The sequence below is a fragment of the Curtobacterium sp. HSID17257 genome (assembly GCF_003989515.1).
Taxonomy (GTDB): domain Bacteria; phylum Actinomycetota; class Actinomycetes; order Actinomycetales; family Microbacteriaceae; genus Curtobacterium.
In genome coordinates, this window is sequence record NZ_RBLU01000059.1 from 1 (window position 1) to 18,775 (window position 18,775).

The following is an 18,775-nucleotide window of genomic DNA, read 5'->3' on the forward strand; positions in this document are numbered from 1 at the left end:
TGCGGTCGCCGACTCGGGGGCGCTGCGGCACGCCGAGGTGCTCGGCACCGCGGTCGCGGGGCGGTTCACGCACCGCGACCTGTAGCCGACGCCCCTACTTCTGGTCCTTCGGGCACCAGTAGAGCTTGCGTCCGGCCATGTCCGCCATCCGGATCTCGGTGCCGCACACCCGGCAGGGCTCCCCCTCGCGGTGGTACACCCAGTGGCGGTCCTTCCGCGAGCGCACGGCCTTGGCGTGGTCGGCCTCGGACAGGTCGTCCATGGTCAGCATGAGGCCGTCACGGACCCCCGCGTGCAGCAGCTTCGACCAGTCCTGCCAGAGCGCCTTCGCCTGCTTGACGGTGATCTTCTTGCCGGGCTTGTACGGGTCGATGCGCTGCCGGAAGAGCAGCTCGGCCCGGTAGATGTTGCCGATGCCCGCGACCACGGCCTGGTCCATGAGCAGCTGCCCGATCGCGACGTTGCGCTTCCGGACGTTGTCGACGAAGGTCTTCTCGGCCTCCGGGCCGTCGTCGTTGATCGGGTCCGGTCCGAGCTTGTCGAGCGCACGCTGCACGCCGGCCGGGTCCTCGACGACGCACGCGGTCGGGCCGCGGAGGTCCGCGACCGTGTCCTCGGTCAGGATGCGGACGCGCACCTGGCCGACGGGGTCCGGCGGGAAGGACTCGATCGGGTCCTCGGCCTTCTCCTGCTCGGCCATCCGGTACCGGGCGAGCCGCGGGGCGCCGATCGACGACAGCGACTCCTCACCGTCGCCGTCCTCGGACAGCGCCTCGGCGGACGAGATCACGCCCGCGAAGTCCCACGCGCCGTAGAGCCCGAGGTGGACGCGCAGGAACAGGTCGTCCTCGAACTCCAGGAACATCTGCTTCGCCACGGCACGCGCGGCGATCATGCGCTTGCCGTCGAGCTGCGCGGCGCCGTCGGCGAACCGCCCCTGCGGGCTGGAGACCTCGCAGCGCTTGCCGACGAAGTGCCGGGAGAACTGGTTCGCGATGCGGTGGACGGAGTGACCCTCTGGCATCGGTCCTGTCTACCCGGACTACTCGTCGATCTGCCGACCGGCGATGTGCCCCGTCGTCTCGTACTCGGCCAGCTGCGCGATGCGGCGGGCGTGGCGTTCCTCGCCGGAGAACGGCTCGGCGACGAACAGGTCGACGAAGCGCATCGCTTCGTCCTCGGTGTGCTGACGCGCGCCGATCGAGATGACGTTCGCGTCGTTGTGCTGGCGGGCGAGGAGCGCGGTCGACTCGTTCCAGACCAGGGCCGCGCGGATGCCCTCGACCTTGTTCGCGGCGATCTGCTCACCGTTGCCCGAGCCGCCGAAGACGACACCGAGCGCCTCGACGCCCGCGCGCTGGTCCTGCACGACGGCGTGCGCGGCGTTGATGCAGAACGAGGGGTAGTCGTCGAGCGCGTCGTACTCGGTCGGACCGTGGTCGACGACCTCGTGCCCCGCCTCGGTCAGGTGCTGGGCGAGGGTCTTGTTGAACTCGAGGCCGGCGTGGTCCGTTCCGAGGTGGATGCGCATGGCTCCGATCCTATTCCCGGCCCCGCGCGGCCCGGACCACCACCACGACGTACCGCACGGGCTCCGCGCCCGGGTTCCGGTAGACGACGTCGGCGGGTTCGCCGAGCTCGATGCGGTCGCCGGCACTCAGTCGCGTCGGCACGTCGCCGACGACGACCTCGAGCACGCCGTCGACCACCCAGATGCAGTGCCGCAGGAACGCGTAGGCGGACGCCGGGTACGCCACCTGCGCACCGGCCGGGAGGCGCACCTCGGTGACGTCCGCGGGGAAGTCGGCACTCGAGACCGGACGACGGCGGTACCCGGTCTCGGGATCGGTCCAGGAGTCGGCGGTCGCGCCGCGTTGGACGCCGCGCGCCTCGTCGGGATCGGTCGCCCGGGGCACCTCGTGGTCGAGTGCCTCGTCGAGGAGCTGCGAGATCGTGAGCCCGAAGGCACCGGACAGCCTGCCGAGGATGGTCGCCGTCGGGCTCGACACACCGCGCTCGACGCGGTTGATCATCGCGCGGGAGACGCCGGACTCCTCGGCGAGCTCGGTCAGGCTCCACTTCCGTTCGGTCCGCAGACGCTGCAGCCGCTCTCCCAGGCGGCGCTGGTCGGCGTCGTCCGGGTGCTCGGCACCGGGTTCCGTCGCCGGCTCGACGTCGTCTACGATCTGAGACATGGCGACAGCATATGCGACGGAGTCGACGGCGCCGGTCACGGTCCGGGACTGCGAGCCGCGCGACCTCGACGTCGTGCACGCCCTGCACGTCGACGCCGTGCTGCACTCGACGGCGATCTGGCAGGAGGAGCCGCACCCGCGGGAGTACTTCGACGGGTGGCTCGCCGAGCGTCGTGCAGCCGGGTTGCCCGTGCTGGTCGCCGAGCTCGACGGGGTCGTCGCCGGCTACGTCACCTACAGTGCGTTCCGGCCACACCAGGGGTACCGCCACACTGTCGAGCACAGCGTCTACGTCGTGCCGGCGTTCCGCGGTCGGGGCATCGCGACCGTGCTGATGGACGCCCTCGTCGCACACGCCCGCGCGGCGGACGTGCACGTCGTGATGGCCGGCATCTGCTCGTCGAACACGGGCTCGATCGCCCTGCACGAGCGGCTCGGGTTCGTCACCGTCGGGGTGCTGCCCGAGGTCGGCCGGAAGTTCGACCGGTGGCTCGACCTGACGCTCATGCAGTTGCGCATCGCCTGACGCACACGATCCGGACGTCACTCGTCGCCGGGGAGCGGAACCTCGATCGGCGGTGGAGACGGGCGGAACGCCGGGGCGGCGTCGCCGTGCACGACGGCACGATGGGTGGCGAACCAGTCCCACGCGACCGCTTCCTCGGCTTCCGCGGGGCTCTCCGCGAGGCAGTCGTTGCACCGCGCGTGCCACCCCTCGTCGTCGTGCCAGCGGTGCGGGTGTCCCTGCGGCACCCAGTTCGGCGACCACGTGACGTCGAAGGCGTAGACGATCTCGGCGGCGACGCCCCACGCCACCTTGCGCAGTGCAGCGTCCTCGATGCCCTGCTCCCACGACAGCCAGCCGTTCCGGAGTTCCTCGAAGACGTTGTCGGCCAGGAGCTCGTGGTGCCGGTTGTCCCACGCATCACTCGACGAGCGCACGACGACGGCCGGGTCGTCCGAGGGGACCGACGGCGTAGCGGTCTCGGTGCTCGTCGGCGCGGCCGGCTGCGCGCTCGCACCGTGCGTCCGTGCGTATCGCTCGCCCTCGGGCGCGTTCATGAGCCACAGCGTCGCGGCGAGGTCCTCGTCGGACTCGCCGACTCCCGGCGCGCTCACGTACCGGGACCGCAGCGTGGCGACCTGGTCCGCGATCGTCCGGTCGGTCCCGACGAACGCCAGCACGCCCTGTGCCCGCACGAACATCCCGCTCTGCAACAGCCCTCGTCGGAGTCCGACCTCCAGGGCCCGGAGTGCCATCGCGCGAGCGGCGACGGGATCCGGCTCGTGGTCGGTGCGGGCGAGCCGGTGCACGGCACGGAGATCGGTGGCGCACCCGTTCACGCCGAACTCGAGGACGTCGAGGAGGAGGCGTTCCTCGGGCGTCCGCGGTGCAGGCTCGGCGCTCGGTGGAAGGCCGTCGTCGCGCCGGACGCTGCGCCGCTGCACCTTCGGGTCCTCGGCGTCGGAGGGTGGGACCACGTCGATGTACTGCTCGTGATCGGGCAGCGGCTCGCGGAGCGCTGCGATCGAGCCGTCTGGCATCGCCCGCACCTCCACGGTCGGGAACGCCACGTACTGCAGGTCTGCGTCAGACAACGACCTTGTCCCCGTTCGGCTCGATGACGTTCCCGTCGGCGTCCCATATCCCCTTGAGGTGATGACCGACGTGCGCATCCGGATCGATGCTCGCTGCCTCGCGGCGACTCCGCTCGGCCTCGTAGAGATCCATCCCTCGAGGAGTGTCGGTCGCGAAGACGTTCCAGAGCGTGCCGGTCGCGCCGTACCGTGCGCCAGCACGCTCGAGACGATCGGCTACCGGGCCGTCCCAGTTCGACCACCGTCCCCGCCCCTCCTCATCAGGTTCGAGAGACCCGAGCCCCATGATGTCCTGCTCGACCGAAGCCCGGATCCAGCCGAGCACGCGAGAGCGCGTGGTCGCGTCGTCCTCGCCGGTGCGGTGTGCGACGGTCGTGTGCCACTCGGAGAGGTCCGTACCCAGGCCGTCCGCGACGTCCGCGAGCAGTTGGTAGGTCAGTTCGTTCATCGGGCGTCCTCTGGTAGGTCGTGTGGATCCGATTCCTTCGGGAGATGGATCTTGATCTTGTCCTTCGAGCTCGCGTGGACATCGATGGTCGGGCCGCCGGATTTGCTGTCCGGCCGCCACTGGACCGTCGTGCCGTCCGGGAGTTCGACGGCCGTCGCACCCGGAGCACCGACTTCGATCGGCTTCCCGCCTCTCGACAGTTCCCTCCAGATGTCGACCAGTTCCTCCGGCGTGGCCACCTCTCGGTTCGGCTTCGTCGACCCCTTGTACCCAAAGCCCTTCGCCACGTTGATCGCTTCGTCACCGGTCATCGGCCCGATGACGTCGGTCATGATGCCAGCACCACCGGCGACCTCGCGCGGCTTGCCGGTGAGTGGATCGTGCGTCCAGGCCCAGGCGTCCCGGTCGGCCTGCGCCATCCGCTGCCGCATCGCATCCGCGGGAGTCTGCTTCGCGGTGTCGCCGCTCAGTCCGAAGAGGATCCCGAGGAGTTCGAGCGCGGACGCTCCGGCGGCCGCACTCCCCGCCCCGGCTGCTGTTCCCCCGGCTGCCCCGAGCCAGGGCCACGGGAACTGGAACGGCGTCGAGGGGAACCCCGGGAGCGGCATCGGCGCCACGAGGCTTGCGGTGCGGACATCGGTCGCGTCGGTGGCGAGTCCGTCTGTCGAGTCTCCACCGTCGATCCGCCGGATGCGCGAGGCGAGGTCCCGCTGCCACTCGCGCCACTGCTCGTTCCACGCCCGGACCGCCGATCGGAGCGCGGTGTCCTCGGCGGCGAGGCCGGGGACCTCCCGCCACGGCGTGGTCGACGCCGGCGGATCGACGAGCGCCGCGTCGTGCTGTGCGACGGCGTGCCCGATCCCGTCCGTGAAGGAGGCGATCCGTTCCGCCAGCACGGCCCGTCGAGAGCGGAGGTCGGCGAACTCGAACGAGGCCCCGTCGAGCAGCCGGTGCAGGGCCGTGACGCTGTCGGCCAGGCCGTCGGCTGCGTCGCTGGACCGGCGGGTCATCGCGGGCATCGCCTCGCTCACACCGTGCATCGCGAAGGCGGACGGCATGGCCGCCCAGGACCGCTCGCCATCCGTGGCAGCGGTCCGGACGCGCTCTGCGGCAGCGCTCGCCGCACCGGCCGCGGCCACGACCGCGGCCATGTCGAGACGGATCTCGTCGAGGAGCCCCGCGCTCACCGGCGCACTCACCGGACGGCGCCCCGCTCGGCCCGGACGGCCATCTCCGTGTCTGCTTCGTCCACCGCGGCCAGGGCGACCCGGCCGACCGCGCTCACCGCCGCGAGGTGCGCACCGATCCGCGGTGCGGTGGCCGACCGCGCAGCGGCGAAGGACGCGACGGCCGAGGCGACGACGTCCGAACCGCTCGCTGCCGAGGTGACCGCATCGAGCCCCTCGGTCAGGGCCGCTGCCCGTTCGGCGACCTCGGACGCCGCGTCGCGGACGTCCGCGACCGTCTGTTCGGTCATCCCCCGGTCGACCCGGTACTGCTCCCCCATCGAGACCCCCGTGCTCGTGATGTTTCAGCGTTCAGTCAGCACCGTAGCAGACGGGAGGTGCGGGGCGGGGCCGCACCGTGCCTCCCGTCCGCCCGCTGGTCGCGTCCGCGACGCGGGTCGGGCTACGCGACCGTGTCGAAGATCGGGCCGACCGTCCGCGAACGCTTGAGTTCGAAGAAGCCGGGGTACTTGGCGACGGCCACGACGCCGTCCCACAGGTCGAGCGCCTCCTGGCCCTTCGGCGCCGGGGAGATGACGGGACCGAAGAAGGCGGCGCCCTCGACGGCGATGACCGGGGTGCCGACGTCCTGACCGACGCGGTCGATGCCGTCCTGGTGGCTCGCGCGGACGGCCTGGTCGACCTCGTCGGTCCAGGCGTACTCGAGCAGGTCCTCGTCGAGGTCGAGTTCGCGGAGGACTGCGGGCACGACCTGGTCGGGGTCGGACTCCTGGCGGTGGTGGACGTGCTCGCCGAGCGCGTCGTACAGCGGCTTGACGATGTCCTGGCCGTGGCGGAGCAGCGCGGCGGTCACGATGCGCGGGTAGAGCTGCCCCTTGTGGATGCGCTCCCGGTACTCGTCGGGGATGTCCTGGTCCTCGTTCAGGACGAACAGGCTCATCACCCGCCAGGTCACGTCGATCGGGCGCTGCCGCTCGACCTCGCCGACCCAGCGGCTGGTCATCCAGGCCCACGGGCAGTTCGGGTCGAACCAGAACTCCACAGCGGTACGAGCGGTCTCGGTGTTGTCCACAGTCGTCTCGGTCACGCTGCGAGCGTACGCGCGCTCGCTAGGCTGATCCCATCGTCCCGACGGCGCACGACGCCTGCCGGGATCCCCTCACCGCGGACATCGATCGTCCGCGCCGCAAGCGAAGTTGGAGCGTCCGTGCCCGGAGAGAACCTCACCAGAACCGAAGCCCAGGAACGCGCCGCGATCGTCGACGTGCAGACGTACGACGTCGAGCTGGACCTGACCCGCGGGGCCGAGACCTTCGGCAGCACCACGCGCGTCCGGTTCACCGCGACGGCCGGTGCCTCGACCTTCATCGACGCGATCACGAAGACCGTGCACTCGATCACGCTGAACGGCACCGCGCTCGACGTCGCGGCCGTCAACGACGGCGTCCGGATCCAGCTCGACGACCTGCAGGAGCAGAACGAGCTCGTGGTGGTCGCCGACGCGATGTACACGAACACGGGCGAGGGCCTGCACCGCTTCGTCGACCCGGTCGACGACGAGGTGTACCTGTACTCCCAGTTCGAGGTCCCGGACTCCCGCCGCATGTTCGCGGTGTTCGAGCAGCCCGACCTCAAGGCCGAGTTCACCTTCACCGTCACGGCGCCGGCCCGCTGGCAGGTCGTCTCGAACTCCCCGACGCCCGAGCCGCACGTCGACGGCGAGGTCGCGACCTGGGCGTTCACCCCGACCGCGAAGATCTCGAGCTACATCACGGCGCTCGTCGCCGGCCCGTACGAGGTCGTCCGCGACGAGCTCACGAGCCGCGACGGTCGCACCATCCCGCTGGGTGTCTTCGCGCGGCGCTCGCTCGCCGAGTACCTCGACCCCGAGTACGTCTTCGAGACGACGAAGAAGGGCTTCGCCTACTACGAGGAGAAGTTCGACGTCCCGTACCCGTTCGAGAAGTACGACCAGCTCTTCGTGCCGGAGTTCAACGCCGGCGCGATGGAGAACGCGGGCTGCGTGACGTTCACCGAGACCTACGTGTTCCGGTCCAAGGTCACCGATGCCATCAAGGAGCGCCGGGTCGTCACGATCCTGCACGAGCTCGCGCACATGTGGTTCGGCGACCTCGTGACCATGAAGTGGTGGAACGACCTGTGGCTGAACGAGTCGTTCGCCGAGTGGGCGTCGACCATCGCCACGGCCGAGGCCACCGAGTGGACCGAGGCGTGGACCACGTTCCAGGCGATGGAGAAGTCCTGGGCCTACCGCCAGGACCAGCTCCCCTCGACGCACCCGATCGTCGCGACGATCAACGACCTCGAGGACGTCCAGGTCAACTTCGACGGCATCACGTACGCCAAGGGCGGTTCCGTCCTCAAGCAGCTCGTGGCCTGGGTCGGCATCGACGCGTTCTTCGCGGGCGTCTCGGCGTACTTCAAGAAGCACCACCACTCGAACACCGAGCTCCGTGACCTGCTCGTCGAGCTCGAGGCGACCAGCGGCCGCGACCTGTCCGAGTGGTCGAAGCTGTGGCTCGAGACCGCCGGCGTGAACACGCTGCGCCCCGAGATCGAGGTCGACGAGTCCGGCATGATCACGTCGTTCGCCGTGCTGCAGGAGGCCCCCGCCGACCACCCGACGCTCCGCCCGCACCGCCTGGCGATCGGCGTGTACGGGTTCACGACGGACGAGTCGGCTCCGTTCGGTGCCGACACCGCATCGGCCGGCGGCAAGCTCGAGCGCACGCACCGCGTCGAGATCGACGTCGACGGCGCCCGCACCGAGGTCCCCGAGCTCGTCGGCGTCCACCGCGGCGACCTCGTGCTCCTCAACGACGACGACCTGGCGTACGCCAAGATCCGTCTCGACGAGCAGTCCCGCCGCACCGCGATCGAGCACCTCGCCTCGATCGCGAACCCGCTGGCCCGCTCGATCGTCTGGGGTGCGATGTGGGACGCCACGCGCGACGCCGAGTCGCCCGCGAGCGACTACGTCCGCCTGGTGCTCGGCAACATCGCGACCGAGACCGAGTCGACGACGATCCGCACCACGCTCTCGCAGCTGCTCCTGAGCGCGCGCAGCTACGTCGCGCCGGCGAAGGTCGACACCACGGTCCGCACCGTCGGCGACACGCTCTGGCAGCTGGCGTCCTCGGCCGAAGCCGGGTCCGACGCCCAGTTCCAGTTCGTGAAGTTCTTCGCGCAGATCGCGTCAACGCCGGAGCACGTGGCGACGCTGCAGGGCCTGCGCGACGGTTCCGTCACGCTCCAGGGCCTGGAGATCGACACCGACCTGCGCTGGGAGCTGCTCGAGGGCCTGGTGCTCGCCGGCGCTGCCGGCGACGCCGAGGTCGACGCCGAACTCGCGGCCGACAAGACGGCCTCGGGTGAGCAGGCCGCCGCCCGGGCGCGCGCGACGATCCCGACCGCCGAGGGCAAGCTCGCGGCGTTCTCGTCGCTCGTCGACTCGTCCGAGGCACCGAACGCGATCGTCCGGCAGACGACCGTCGGGTTCCAGCACACCAACAGCCCGGTCGTGCTCGAGGGGCTCGTGTCGAAGTACTTCGACGTGCTGACGCGCATCTGGGCCGAGCGGAGCTACCACATCGCCGACACGATCGTCAGCGGGCTCTACCCCGCGCCGCTCGCGTCGGTCGAGCTCCGTGACGCCGCGAACGCGTGGCTCGAGGCACACCCGGAGACCCCGGCGCTCCGCCGCATCGTCTCCGAGAACCTCGCGGGCACCGAGCGTGCGCTGCGGGTCCAGGCGGCTGACGCCTGATCTCAGCGCTGCGGTCGAACTGAGGGCGGGGCCTCGGTGATCCTCAAGGGTCACCGAGGCCCCGCCCTCTAGCATCGTTCGGATCATGAACTCGGCAGCGAACACGACCGACGACGTCCCCGCCTGGATGTCGAACACCTTCACCCAGTTCGTCGAGACCTGGCACGTGCCGATCGTGATCGTCGTGACGATCATCGCGGCGATCCTCGTGCGGCTACTCCTGCGCCGCGTCATCAAGGGCGTGGTCGACCGGGTGGTGAACGGCGCCAAGCGTCGTCAGAACGTCGACGACACCCAGGCGCTCATCGCTTCTCCGGTGCAGACCGCGCGCGTGGTGCAGCGGACGCGGACGCTCGGCAGCGTGCTCGAGAACCTGGCGACCGTGGCGGTTGTCATCATCGCCCTCGCCGTGATCATCCCGCAGGTCTTGCCGAACGCCGCAGTGGGGATCGTCGGTGGCGCGTCCCTCATCGCCGCGGGCCTGGCGGTGGGTGCACAGAGCATCGTGAAGGACCTGCTGTCGGGCGTGTTCATGATCCTCGAGGACCAGGCGGGCGTCGGTGACGTCGTCGACACCGGGCAGGCCACCGGCGTCGTCGAGAACGTGGGCCTCCGCGTCATGCAGATCCGCGACGTGAACGGCATCCTGTGGTTCGTCCCGAACGGGCAGATCCTGCGCGTCGGCAACCTCTCGCAGGGCTGGTCGCGCGTCCTGGTCGACATCACCGTGCCGTACGACACCGACATCGACGCCGTGCAGGACGCCCTGCTCCGCGCCGCGGTGACGATGTCGCAGGAGCCCCGCTGGCGGCAGCGCATCGTGGAGAAGCCGGAGATCTGGGGCCTGCAGTCCGTGTCGGACGCGGGCATGGTGTTCCGCCTCGTCGTGAAGACCCGCGCCTCCGAGCTCGACGTCGTCGGACGCGAGATGCGCGTGCGGCTCAAGCGCGCCGTCGACGAGCTCGGCATCACGCTGCCCGCGATGGCGATGATCATGCCCGAGGGGTGGGAGAACGCCACGTCGATCAACGGGCTCCGCTCGGTCCGGACGCAGCCGACCCCGGCGCCCACGAAGTCCCGAGGGGGCAAGCGTGGGAACCTGTTCGGACGGGCGATCCGCACGGACGACCAGGACCGCGGGCAGGAGCCCGGGAAGGACCACCAGTGAGCGACCTCACCCCTCCGACACGGGGCGGCGGCGTGCCGGCACAGCCGATCACGCTCCGCGTCGGCGAGCACGGCACCAGCGCCACGGGTTCCCTGTACGAACGGATCGGCGGCGCACCGACCTTCGACCGGCTCGTCCGCCGCTTCTACGAGGGCGTGCAGCGGGACGAGGTCATCTGGCCGATGTACCCGGCAGACGACCTCGAGGGTGCGATCTGGCGGCTCTCGGCGTTCCTGCAGCAGTACTGGGGAGGCCCCGGCACCTACAGCGAGGAGCGCGGGCACCCAAGGCTCCGGATGCGGCACAACCCGTTCCGCATCACGTCCGAGGCGCGGGAGCGCTGGCTCCACCACATGCACGATGCCGTCGAGTCGCTCAGCTTGGCGCCCCTCGACGAGGCCGAACTGTGGGCGTACCTCGACCGGGCCGCCCACGCGATGACGAACACGTTCGACTGACCGTCCCGTCTCGGCCCGGCCACGGACGGGAGGCGCGTGGCGGGCCCGCCACGGGCCTCCCGTCCGCCCCGGGGCGGGACTACCGGACGGACGGCCCGTCCGCCAGCTCCTCGACCAAGGACGGTCGGGTCGGGTTCCAGCCGAAGGCGGCACGCGCATGCGCCCCGGACGCCTCCTGGTGCAGCAGCAGGGCGTCGGCGAACGTGCGGCCGAGCCGTCGCCGGCTGTCGTCGGCGCTCTCGGCGACGACCGGCGAACCGTGCGCGCCCGCCTCCGCGATCTCGCGCACCGTGGGGTTGTCACCCGTCGCAGCGACGACGTAGCCGTCCTGCTCGGCGCGCTGCACGGCGAGGACGTACAGCTCGCCCAGGTCGTCGACGTGCACCGTCGTCCACCGCTGCGACCCGTCGCCGACCAGGCGGACCTCGTGTTCCCCGTCCCCGACGAACATCATCGGGATCCCGGCGCCGCGGCCGTACACGATGCCGGGTGCGACGATGGTGGTCCGGGCCGCACTCGCGCGCACCCGCGCTTCGATCGGAGCGCGCCACGCCGTCAGCTCCGGCGGGTCGACGAGCGACTGCTCCGAGATGTCGGTGGAGTCACCGAACGTGAAGATGCCGCCGGTGTGCACGAACGGCTTCGGTGTACCGGACAGGGCGTCGATCACCGTCGCCGTGAAGTCGGGGTCCACGGACTCGGCCGAGGCGGTGTGGACGACGGCGTCGCTCTCGTGCGCGAGGCGACGGACGAGGTCGGTGTCGCTGAGGTCGCCGACGATCGCCTGCCCGCCGGCGTCGCGGACCGCCTGCGCCTTCTGGTCGGAGCGGACGACCGCCGTGACCTCGTGCCCGTGGGCGACGAGAGCGCGGAGGACTGATGACCCGATGTAGCCGGACGCACCGGTGAGGAAGACGTTCATGACGCAACCCAACCACTCCGATCGTGGTGCCGGGTGGACGTCAGGGAGACCTGGGGACGGCGAGTCGGACGGGCCTCGTCGTGCAGGAACTGGCCCGTGCTACCGGTCGAGGTTCCAGCTGCGCCGCTTCACCAGGATGTGCCCGCGCGACGAGGTCATACGGCTCCAGGGGCCGGTCTCGAACAGCCGCACCGGGTCGTGTCCGAGGAACCCGAGGCTCTCCCCCGCGAAGCCCGCGGCCGCCGGCACGTGCTCGATCCCGGGGACGGGGCGCCCCCACACCTCGGCGCGGATGCGACGGACGATCGCCTCGCCGGCGTTCGACGGGACGGCGTCGGCGACCTCCGCGATGCCGTCGCGGGCGGCGCGGCGGAGCAGCTCCGGCGAGATGTCGGGCAGCGGCACCCAGCCGCCGCGGGGCGGCGAGATCGCGGCCCACGTGACCGTGTTGACCTCGTGCGGGAGCTCGACCTCGATCGGGGTCGGCCGCGTCGGGTCGGCACCGTCGGCCCCGGCTGCGTCGTGCTCCTCGGCCAGGACGCGGAGTCGCTCCTGCAACGACGCGAGCGGGACGACCGCGTTGATCGTCGCCGGCTCCGTGAGCGAGAAGGTGCGGAGGCCGAGCACGGTCGGGAGTTCGTCGAGCAGTCCGAGCGGGTACAGGATCGCCGTGTAGACCGCCAGGACGCCCGAGTCGGCGATGAGCCGCACGGAGCCGTCCTCGATCCGGGCAGCGCGTCCGAGGTAGGTGCGGAGGTCGCCGAGCGAGGCGGCGTCGGGAAGCGTGAACGAGGTGCCCATGTCGACACCGATCCTACCGGTGGCGGGTTCGTAGACTGCGGGGGTGAACGGCGAACCCGACTTCCTCAGCACCCTCCGACTGCAGGACACCGGCGCGAGCACGGGCGAGACGATCCTCACCGGTGCCAGCCACTGGTCGCCCGGCGGCCGGGTGTTCGGCGGACAGGTGCTCGCGCAGTGCATCGTCGCCGCGCAGCACACGATCGAGGACCGCGACATCCACTCGATGCACGGGTACTTCCTGCGCCCCGGCGACATCGACGTGCCGATCACGTTCGCCGTCGAACGCATCCACGACGGCCGGTCCTTCGCCACCCGACGCGTCCAGGCCTACCAGCGCGGTGTCCCGATCTTCTCGATGATCGCGTCGTTCCAACGACCGGACGACGGGGTCGAGCACCAGGACCCCTTCCCCGTCGACACCCCCGAGCCGGAGTCGCTGCCGTCTGCCGCGTCGATCCTCTCGGCGATCGACCACCCCGTGGCGCAGGCATGGGCGGAGCGTTCGATCGACCTGCGGCACGTCGAGGGTCCGGTGTTCGTCGACGTGCAGGGCGAGCGCGTCCCGCACCAGGCCGTGTGGTTCCGGGTCGACGGCGACCTGCCCGAGGACCCGTCGCTGCACCGGGCCGTGCTCGGCTACGCGAGCGACATGTCGATCCTGGAACCGATCATGCGCCGGCACGGAGTCGCCTGGGGCACGCCCGGGGTCAAGAGCGCGAGCCTCGACCACGCGATGTGGTGGCACCGGGACGGTCGTGCCGACGATTGGGTGCTGTACGTGCAGGAGTCGCCGAGCGCCCAGGGTGGCCGGGGGTTGGCGTTCGGGCGGATGTTCTCCCGTGACGGCCGTCTGCTGGCCTCGGTCGCGCAGGAGGGCATGATGCGCGTCCCGCGCTGACGCTCCGCGCTACGGGCGGGAGAACTCCACCGGGGCTTCGACGAACGGCGCGCACGCGGCACGCTCAGCCTCGGACAGGCGCCGGGGTCGGTTGGTCGCCGCATCGACCATGACCAGGGCGGTCGTGGCGCGGGTGTACAGCACCTGGGGTTCGACACCGGCGGGCGACCGGATCTCGTACGAGACGTCGATGCTCGCGCCCCCGATGCGCCCGATCCACATCTGGACGTCGAGCGGCCGCCGCAGGTACGGGATCGACGCCAGGTACTCGAGCCGCTGGGCAGCGATCACGGTCATCGTCCCGGATCCGGGGCGACCGTCGATGATCGGGTCCGGCAGGTCGTCCTCGGGCGCGACGTCGGCGGGATCGTGGCCCCAGAACCCCGCGATGCGCGCCTCCTCCAGGAGACGCAGCATCGCGGAGTTGTTGACGTGCCCGTACGCGTCGATGTCGCTCCACCGGATGCGGACGGGGACGTGCAGCCTGGCCACGGGTCAGTCGCGCGTGAGCTTGCGGTACGTCGAGCGACCGGGCTTGTTCGCGTCCGGCCCGAGACGGACGAGCTTGTTCTCCTCGTACGCCTCGAAGTTGCCCTCGAACCAGTACCAGTCGGGGGTGCCGTCCTCGTTCAGGCCCTCCCACGCGAGGATGTGCGTGGCGATCCGGTCGAGGAACCAGCGGTCGTGGGTGATCACGACGGCGCAGCCCGGGAACTCGAGCAGCGCGTTCTCGAGGCTGCCGAGGGTCTCGACGTCGAGGTCGTTGGTCGGCTCGTCGAGGAGCAGCAGGTTGCCGCCCTGCTTGAGCGTCAGCGCGAGGTTCAGGCGGTTGCGCTCACCACCGGAGAGCACGCCGGCCTTCTTCTGCTGGTCCGGGCCCTTGAAGCCGAACTGCGAGACGTACGCGCGGGACGGGATCTCGGTCTTGCCGACCTGGATGAAGTCCAGACCGTCGGACACGACCTCCCACAGGTTCTTGTTCGGGTCGATGCCGCCGCGGCTCTGGTCGACGTAGGAGATGTCGACGGTCTCGCCCACCTTCAGCTGCCCGCCGTCGAGCGGCTCGAGGCCGACGATGGTCTTGAACAGCGTGGTCTTGCCGACACCGTTCGGGCCGATGACGCCGACGATGCCGTTGCGCGGCAGCGTGAAGGACAGGCCGTCGATGATGACACGCTCGCCGAACTGCTTGTGGAGCTTCTCGGCGTCGATCACCTGGGATCCCAGGCGCGGGCCGACGGGGATCACGATCTCCTCGAAGTCGAGCTTCCGCGTGCGCTCGGCCTCGGCAGCCATCTCCTCGTAGCGGGCCAGACGAGCCTTCGACTTCGCCTGACGGCCCTTCGAGTTGCTCCGGACCCACTCGAGCTCGCTGGTCAGGCGCTTCGCGAGCTTCGCGTCCTTCTTGCCCTGGACCTCGAGACGTTCGCGCTTCTTCTCGAGGTAGGTCGAGTAGTTGCCCTCGTACGGGTAGAGGCGACCGCGGTCGACCTCGGCGATCCACTGCGCGACGTGGTCGAGGAAGTACCGGTCGTGGGTGACCGCGAGCACGGCGCCGGGGTACTTCGACAGGTGCTGCTCGAGCCAGAGGACGGACTCGGCGTCGAGGTGGTTGGTGGGCTCGTCGAGGAGGAGCAGGTCGGGCTTCTCGAGGAGCAGCTTGCAGAGCGCGACGCGGCGCTTCTCACCACCCGAGAGGTTGGCGATCTGTGCGTCCGCCGGCGGGCACTGCAGTGCGTCCATGGCCTGCTCGAGCTGGGAGTCGAGGTCCCACGCGTCGGCCGCGTCGATCTCCTCCTGCAGGGTGCCCATCTCGGCGAGGAGGGCGTCGAAGTCGGCGTCCGGCTCGGCCATCAGCGCGGAGATCTCGTTGAAGCGGTCGAGCTTGCCCTTGATCGCGCCGACGCCCATCTGGACGTTCTCGAGCACGGTCTTGGACTCGTCGAGCTCGGGCTCCTGCATGAGGATGCCGACGGAGAAGCCGGGCGTCAGCTTCGCCTCGCCGTTGGACGGCTGGTCGAGACCCGCCATGATCTTCAGGATCGTCGACTTGCCCGCACCGTTCGGCCCCACGACGCCGATCTTGGCGCCGGGGAGGAACGACATCGTGACGTCGTCGAGGATCAGCTTGTCGCCGACCGTCTTGCGGGCGCGGACCATCTGGTAGATGTACTCAGCCATATCGGCGCAAGTCTACTGACCCGGGCGCGCCACCGCTCCCCCTGCGCCGCTGGGCGCCGCGTACCCGGCGTGTGCCCGTCGCGTGCCCGTGTCCGAGCGCCTGCGCTCCGCGGCAGGTGGTCCGGTCGGCGCTCCGGTCACGCGACCGCACGGTCGTCCTCGTCGGGGTCGGACGCACGCTGCTCGGCGGTGGGCCGGTCGCCGGTACCGCTCGTCCGCGGATCGCGAGGATCCGCGGCTCCGCCGTGCTCGACGCCGTCGACTCCGCCGTCAGCGCGTCCGAGCCGGACGGGCTCGACGTCGTGGTGCGGGAGCGCCGTGTCGACCACGGCCGCGGGCAGGGTGTGACCGCCGTCGATCGCGTCCACGGCCGAGGGGTGGTCGTCCTCCGGTACCGTGCCCGTCACCTCGCCCGTGTCGGGGTTCACCGTCGGCACCCCGGGTGGCACCCCCGGCCCCGCGTTCGAGTCGCCGACCTGCCGCGGGACGCGGATCCAGTTGCTGATCCCCCAGGCGAGGTCGTGACCGATGCCGTCGGCGTCGATCTCGACCGAGGTCCCGCCCCGCCCGTCCCGCTCCCAGGCTCGGATCCGCACGCGACCGGTCACCAGGATCCGGTCGCCCTTCTTCATGGACTTGTGGACGTTGGCGGCGAGGGAGCGGAACGCGGTGACGGTGTACCAGTTGGTCGGACCGTTGGTCCAGGACGAGGTGCTGCGGTCCCATCGTCGTGAGGGGGAGGCCAGACGCAGGCTCGTGATCGCGATGCCGGTGTCGGTGACGAGGTGGCGGGGCTCGGTCGCGACGATGCCGCAGACGGTGATCGTGTCGTTCATGACTCGATCGTGGGCGAGCCCCGGGTCGCGGAGGCGACCCAGGGCTCGATCTGTGACTCACCACGTCGTTCAGGGGGGCTGTGGAGGAAGAGTCCCCCGTGCCTCCCGGCCGACGGGTCAGTGCGCGCGGAACTCGGGACGGTCCGCGAGGGGTCCGAGCGCCGCGTGGACCGCGCCCTTCGCGGACTCCAGCGACGGGTAGGTCCCCCCTCGACCCCGTCGGCCGTAGAGCTCGACCTGGAACCCGTCCGGCGCGCGGCGGATGCTGCCGACCGCGCCCGCCGGACCGACGGCCACCCAGGTCCCGGTGTTGTCCATCATCGTTCGACCACCTCCTCGTGGCCCCGGCGTCCGTGTGTCAGGACGCCAGGATGTACTGACTGTAGGCCTTGCGGACCTTGTTCACCTTGGGCAGCGCGACCGCGAGGCAGTAGCCCTGTCCGGGGTTCTTCGCGAAGAAGTCCTGGTGGTACTCCTCCGCACGGAAGAAGGTACCGAGCGGCTCGATCGTCGTCACGATCCCGCCGTCCCACATGTCCGCGGCGCGCTGGACCGCCCGCTCGAAGACCGCACGCTGCTCGTCGTCCGCCGGGAACATCGCCGAGCGGTACTGCGTCCCGACGTCAGCGCCCTGGCGGTCGAGCTGGCGCGGGTCGTGCAGCGTGAAGAAGACGTCGAGGACCACGTCGGCCGGGATGACCGACTCGTCGAAGGTGACCGCGATCGCCTCGGCGTGGCCGGTCGTACCGGTGCAGACGGCCTCGTAGCTCGGGTGGTCCGTCGCGCCGCCGGTGTAGCCGGACACCACGTCCCGGACGCCCTGCAGGGTCCGGTACACGGCGTCGAGGCACCAGAAGCATCCACCTGCGAGCACGAAGGTCGTCATGTGCCTCACCGTACGCTCCGCTGCTCCGGGTGCGCGAGGAGGGGGTACGGCTCCTGCACAGGATGCTCCCCGCCACCGGCCTTCCCGAGGCTGACTGCACGCCCGTGCACTGTCGGTGGTCGGCCGTAGCGTCGAGGCAACGAGACCGCGACAGACCACCAGGAGGCACCCGTGCAGACCAGCACCGAACCAGCGTTCCGGATCCGCTCCACGTCGGTTGCACGCAGCCGTGGTGACCTGCGCGTGCTCGACGTGCGGGACGACCTCAGCCGGGTCACCCGCGCCAACGGCGAGATCGTCGGGTACGTCGACCGGGTGGACGTCGCGGGCGGCACCGCGTACCGCGCCCGTCGGTACGTCGCGACGGAGCGCCGGTTCGTCGAGCTGCCGAACGTGTGGTCGGCCGACGACGCCGTGGACTGCCTGCGCTGGGGCTGAGCCACCGGGCGGCGGCGACGGGACACTCCCGGCTCGACGGAACGCCGACCCGCCTCCGCGGTTCCGGGCTTCGCGCTGCGTAGGGTTCGCGCATGGACTGGTGGAACGACCTGACCGACTGGACCGCATCCGACGAGGGTTGGCGCGTGCTGTCCGGCGCGATCATCCCCTTCGTCGCGATCGTCGTCGCCGGAGTGATCGCCGCGCTCATCGGGCGTGCGGCAGCGAAGCGGGTCGTCGCGCTCCACGACCGCGAGAGCCGGAACTCGGCGGTCGCGGGCGTGGTCGCCGCGGCGCGCAAGGCTTCTCGCTGGGGAGTGCTCGGACACGAGGAACGCGCGTACGCGGACCACCTCGCCGAGGATGCCGACGTGCGGCTGCGGCTCCTGCCGGTGAGCGGCGCTCCGCTGGCCGCCGACTGGGTGCAGCACGAGATCGCCGACATCAAGCGCAACTCTTCGACGTTCACGTCGCAGGCGGAACAGTCGCTCGGTGAGCTGCGCGATCGTCTGCTCGAGTGGAACGCCAAGCCGGGCCGCGCGAAGAAGCTGTTCAAGGCCGATCTCGAACGGTGGAAGTTCGACTCCCCGGACCCCGACGCCGAACTCATCACCCGCCAGCAGGACTGGAACGCCGGCCGACAGCAGCAGCGACCGGCCGACACGGAGGCTGGCTCGGCCCCGTCGAGCCCGACGCCGACCACGACCTCGCTCCGTCCGGCGCCGCAGCAGTCCAGTTCCCCCGCCGGAGGGGCCGCGCCGGGAGCATCGGGAGTGCACCCGTCCGGCCCGGCCGCGGTGCCGACGACCGACCACGATGCCACCACCCCGATCGACGACCTCCGCGGCGTGCGACCGCGTGCAGCCGCTGGTCCGGTGGACCGTGAAGTGGGCGCGTGCGGACGACCCCGAGGCCTCGGACGACCCGGCGCCGCCCGTGCCGGGAGCGCGGTCGATCCACGAGCGCGC

At 70.8% G+C, this 18,775-nt stretch carries 22 protein-coding genes; 7 read left to right on the top strand and 15 right to left on the bottom strand.

All coding sequences use genetic code 11. The features are described 5' to 3' along the window. Window positions 1-94: 94 nt before the first annotated feature. From D8M35_RS10285 to D8M35_RS10295, 3 genes are read right to left on the bottom strand one after another with little or no spacing between them, the layout of a single operon-like run. Window positions 95-1,024, bottom strand: a complete 930-nt coding sequence (locus D8M35_RS10285) for an Fpg/Nei family DNA glycosylase (RefSeq protein WP_126891774.1) — start codon at window positions 1,022-1,024, stop codon at window positions 95-97. Window positions 1,025-1,042: 18 nt separating this feature from the next. Next, entirely contained in the window at window positions 1,043-1,531 is a 489-nt protein-coding gene (locus D8M35_RS10290; protein WP_126891775.1) for a ribose-5-phosphate isomerase, read from the bottom strand. A 10-nt stretch (window positions 1,532-1,541) separates the two neighbouring features. Then, window positions 1,542-2,195 carry a helix-turn-helix domain-containing protein gene (locus tag D8M35_RS10295; RefSeq protein WP_126891776.1) on the bottom strand — a complete coding sequence of 218 codons (654 nt, stop codon included), beginning with the start codon at window positions 2,193-2,195 and terminating at the stop codon, window positions 1,542-1,544. On the opposite strand from D8M35_RS10295, the gene D8M35_RS10300 reads away from it, so the two are divergent. Continuing rightward, complete coding sequence (locus D8M35_RS10300; RefSeq protein WP_126891777.1) at window positions 2,194-2,721, top strand: GNAT family N-acetyltransferase; 528 nt, start codon at window positions 2,194-2,196, stop codon at window positions 2,719-2,721. The genes D8M35_RS10295 and D8M35_RS10300 overlap by 2 nt on opposite strands. 17 nt (window positions 2,722-2,738) lie before the next feature. Here D8M35_RS10300 and D8M35_RS10305 read toward each other — a convergent pair whose 3' ends face one another. From D8M35_RS10305 to D8M35_RS10325, 5 genes are all read right to left on the bottom strand, one after another. Then, a complete protein-coding gene (locus tag D8M35_RS10305) occupies window positions 2,739-3,794 on the bottom strand; it encodes a hypothetical protein (RefSeq protein ID WP_126891778.1) in 1,056 nt (351 codons plus the stop codon). Then, the gene (locus D8M35_RS10310) at window positions 3,787-4,242 is read right to left on the bottom strand and encodes a hypothetical protein (protein ID WP_126891779.1); all 456 of its coding nucleotides are present in this window, start codon (window positions 4,240-4,242) and stop codon (window positions 3,787-3,789) included. Before D8M35_RS10310 ends, D8M35_RS10305 begins: the two co-directional genes overlap by 8 nt. Continuing rightward, a complete protein-coding gene (locus D8M35_RS10315) occupies window positions 4,239-5,429 on the bottom strand; it encodes a hypothetical protein (protein WP_126891780.1) in 1,191 nt (396 codons plus the stop codon). Before D8M35_RS10315 ends, D8M35_RS10310 begins: the two co-directional genes overlap by 4 nt. 8 nt (window positions 5,430-5,437) lie before the next feature. After that, complete coding sequence (locus D8M35_RS10320) at window positions 5,438-5,719, bottom strand: hypothetical protein (protein ID WP_126891781.1); 282 nt, start codon at window positions 5,717-5,719, stop codon at window positions 5,438-5,440. Window positions 5,720-5,871: 152 nt separating this feature from the next. Next, window positions 5,872-6,432, bottom strand: a complete 561-nt coding sequence (locus D8M35_RS10325) for a disulfide bond formation protein DsbA (protein WP_126891793.1) — start codon at window positions 6,430-6,432, stop codon at window positions 5,872-5,874. Window positions 6,433-6,636: 204 nt separating this feature from the next. Here D8M35_RS10325 and pepN point away from each other — a divergent pair, with 204 nt between their 5' ends. From pepN to D8M35_RS10340, 3 genes are all read left to right on the top strand, one after another. Then, on the top strand, window positions 6,637-9,216 hold the full coding sequence (gene pepN, locus D8M35_RS10330; RefSeq protein ID WP_126891782.1) for an aminopeptidase N: 2,580 nt from the start codon (window positions 6,637-6,639) through the stop codon (window positions 9,214-9,216). A gap of 85 nt (window positions 9,217-9,301) precedes the next feature. Further along, window positions 9,302-10,384, top strand: a complete 1,083-nt coding sequence (locus tag D8M35_RS10335) for a mechanosensitive ion channel family protein (protein WP_126891783.1) — start codon at window positions 9,302-9,304, stop codon at window positions 10,382-10,384. A 47-nt stretch (window positions 10,385-10,431) separates the two neighbouring features. Beyond that, window positions 10,432-10,842 carry a globin gene (locus D8M35_RS10340; protein WP_126891794.1) on the top strand — a complete coding sequence of 137 codons (411 nt, stop codon included), beginning with the start codon at window positions 10,432-10,434 and terminating at the stop codon, window positions 10,840-10,842. Window positions 10,843-10,921: 79 nt separating this feature from the next. Here D8M35_RS10340 and D8M35_RS10345 read toward each other — a convergent pair whose 3' ends face one another. Next, a complete protein-coding gene (locus D8M35_RS10345; protein WP_126891784.1) occupies window positions 10,922-11,764 on the bottom strand; it encodes an NAD(P)H-binding protein in 843 nt (280 codons plus the stop codon). Window positions 11,765-11,863: 99 nt separating this feature from the next. After that, window positions 11,864-12,565, bottom strand: a complete 702-nt coding sequence (locus D8M35_RS10350; RefSeq protein WP_126891785.1) for a hypothetical protein — start codon at window positions 12,563-12,565, stop codon at window positions 11,864-11,866. Window positions 12,566-12,608: 43 nt separating this feature from the next. On the opposite strand from D8M35_RS10350, the gene D8M35_RS10355 reads away from it, so the two are divergent. Beyond that, window positions 12,609-13,466, top strand: a complete 858-nt coding sequence (locus tag D8M35_RS10355; RefSeq protein ID WP_126891786.1) for an acyl-CoA thioesterase II — start codon at window positions 12,609-12,611, stop codon at window positions 13,464-13,466. Between the two features lie 9 nt (window positions 13,467-13,475). On the opposite strand, the gene D8M35_RS10360 is transcribed toward D8M35_RS10355, so the two are convergent. From D8M35_RS10360 to msrA, 5 genes are all read right to left on the bottom strand, one after another. Continuing rightward, window positions 13,476-13,958, bottom strand: a complete 483-nt coding sequence (locus tag D8M35_RS10360) for a thioesterase family protein (RefSeq protein WP_126891787.1) — start codon at window positions 13,956-13,958, stop codon at window positions 13,476-13,478. A gap of 3 nt (window positions 13,959-13,961) precedes the next feature. Continuing rightward, window positions 13,962-15,647, bottom strand: a complete 1,686-nt coding sequence (gene ettA / locus D8M35_RS10365) for an energy-dependent translational throttle protein EttA (RefSeq protein ID WP_126891788.1) — start codon at window positions 15,645-15,647, stop codon at window positions 13,962-13,964. Between the two features lie 137 nt (window positions 15,648-15,784). Then, window positions 15,785-16,483 carry a single-stranded DNA-binding protein gene (locus D8M35_RS10370; protein WP_126891789.1) on the bottom strand — a complete coding sequence of 233 codons (699 nt, stop codon included), beginning with the start codon at window positions 16,481-16,483 and terminating at the stop codon, window positions 15,785-15,787. Between the two features lie 117 nt (window positions 16,484-16,600). Next, window positions 16,601-16,804, bottom strand: a complete 204-nt coding sequence (locus D8M35_RS10375; protein ID WP_082687396.1) for a hypothetical protein — start codon at window positions 16,802-16,804, stop codon at window positions 16,601-16,603. Between the two features lie 37 nt (window positions 16,805-16,841). Further along, a complete protein-coding gene (gene msrA, locus D8M35_RS10380; RefSeq protein WP_126891790.1) occupies window positions 16,842-17,369 on the bottom strand; it encodes a peptide-methionine (S)-S-oxide reductase MsrA in 528 nt (175 codons plus the stop codon). 171 nt (window positions 17,370-17,540) lie between these two features. Between msrA and D8M35_RS10385 the strand changes: the two genes are divergently transcribed. Next, window positions 17,541-17,807 (top strand): hypothetical protein, encoded by a 267-nt coding sequence (locus D8M35_RS10385; protein WP_126891791.1) that lies wholly within the window; start codon window positions 17,541-17,543, stop codon window positions 17,805-17,807. A gap of 92 nt (window positions 17,808-17,899) precedes the next feature. Beyond that, the coding region (locus D8M35_RS10390) for a hypothetical protein (protein WP_126891792.1) at window positions 17,900-18,775 on the top strand (876 nt) is incomplete at its 3' end.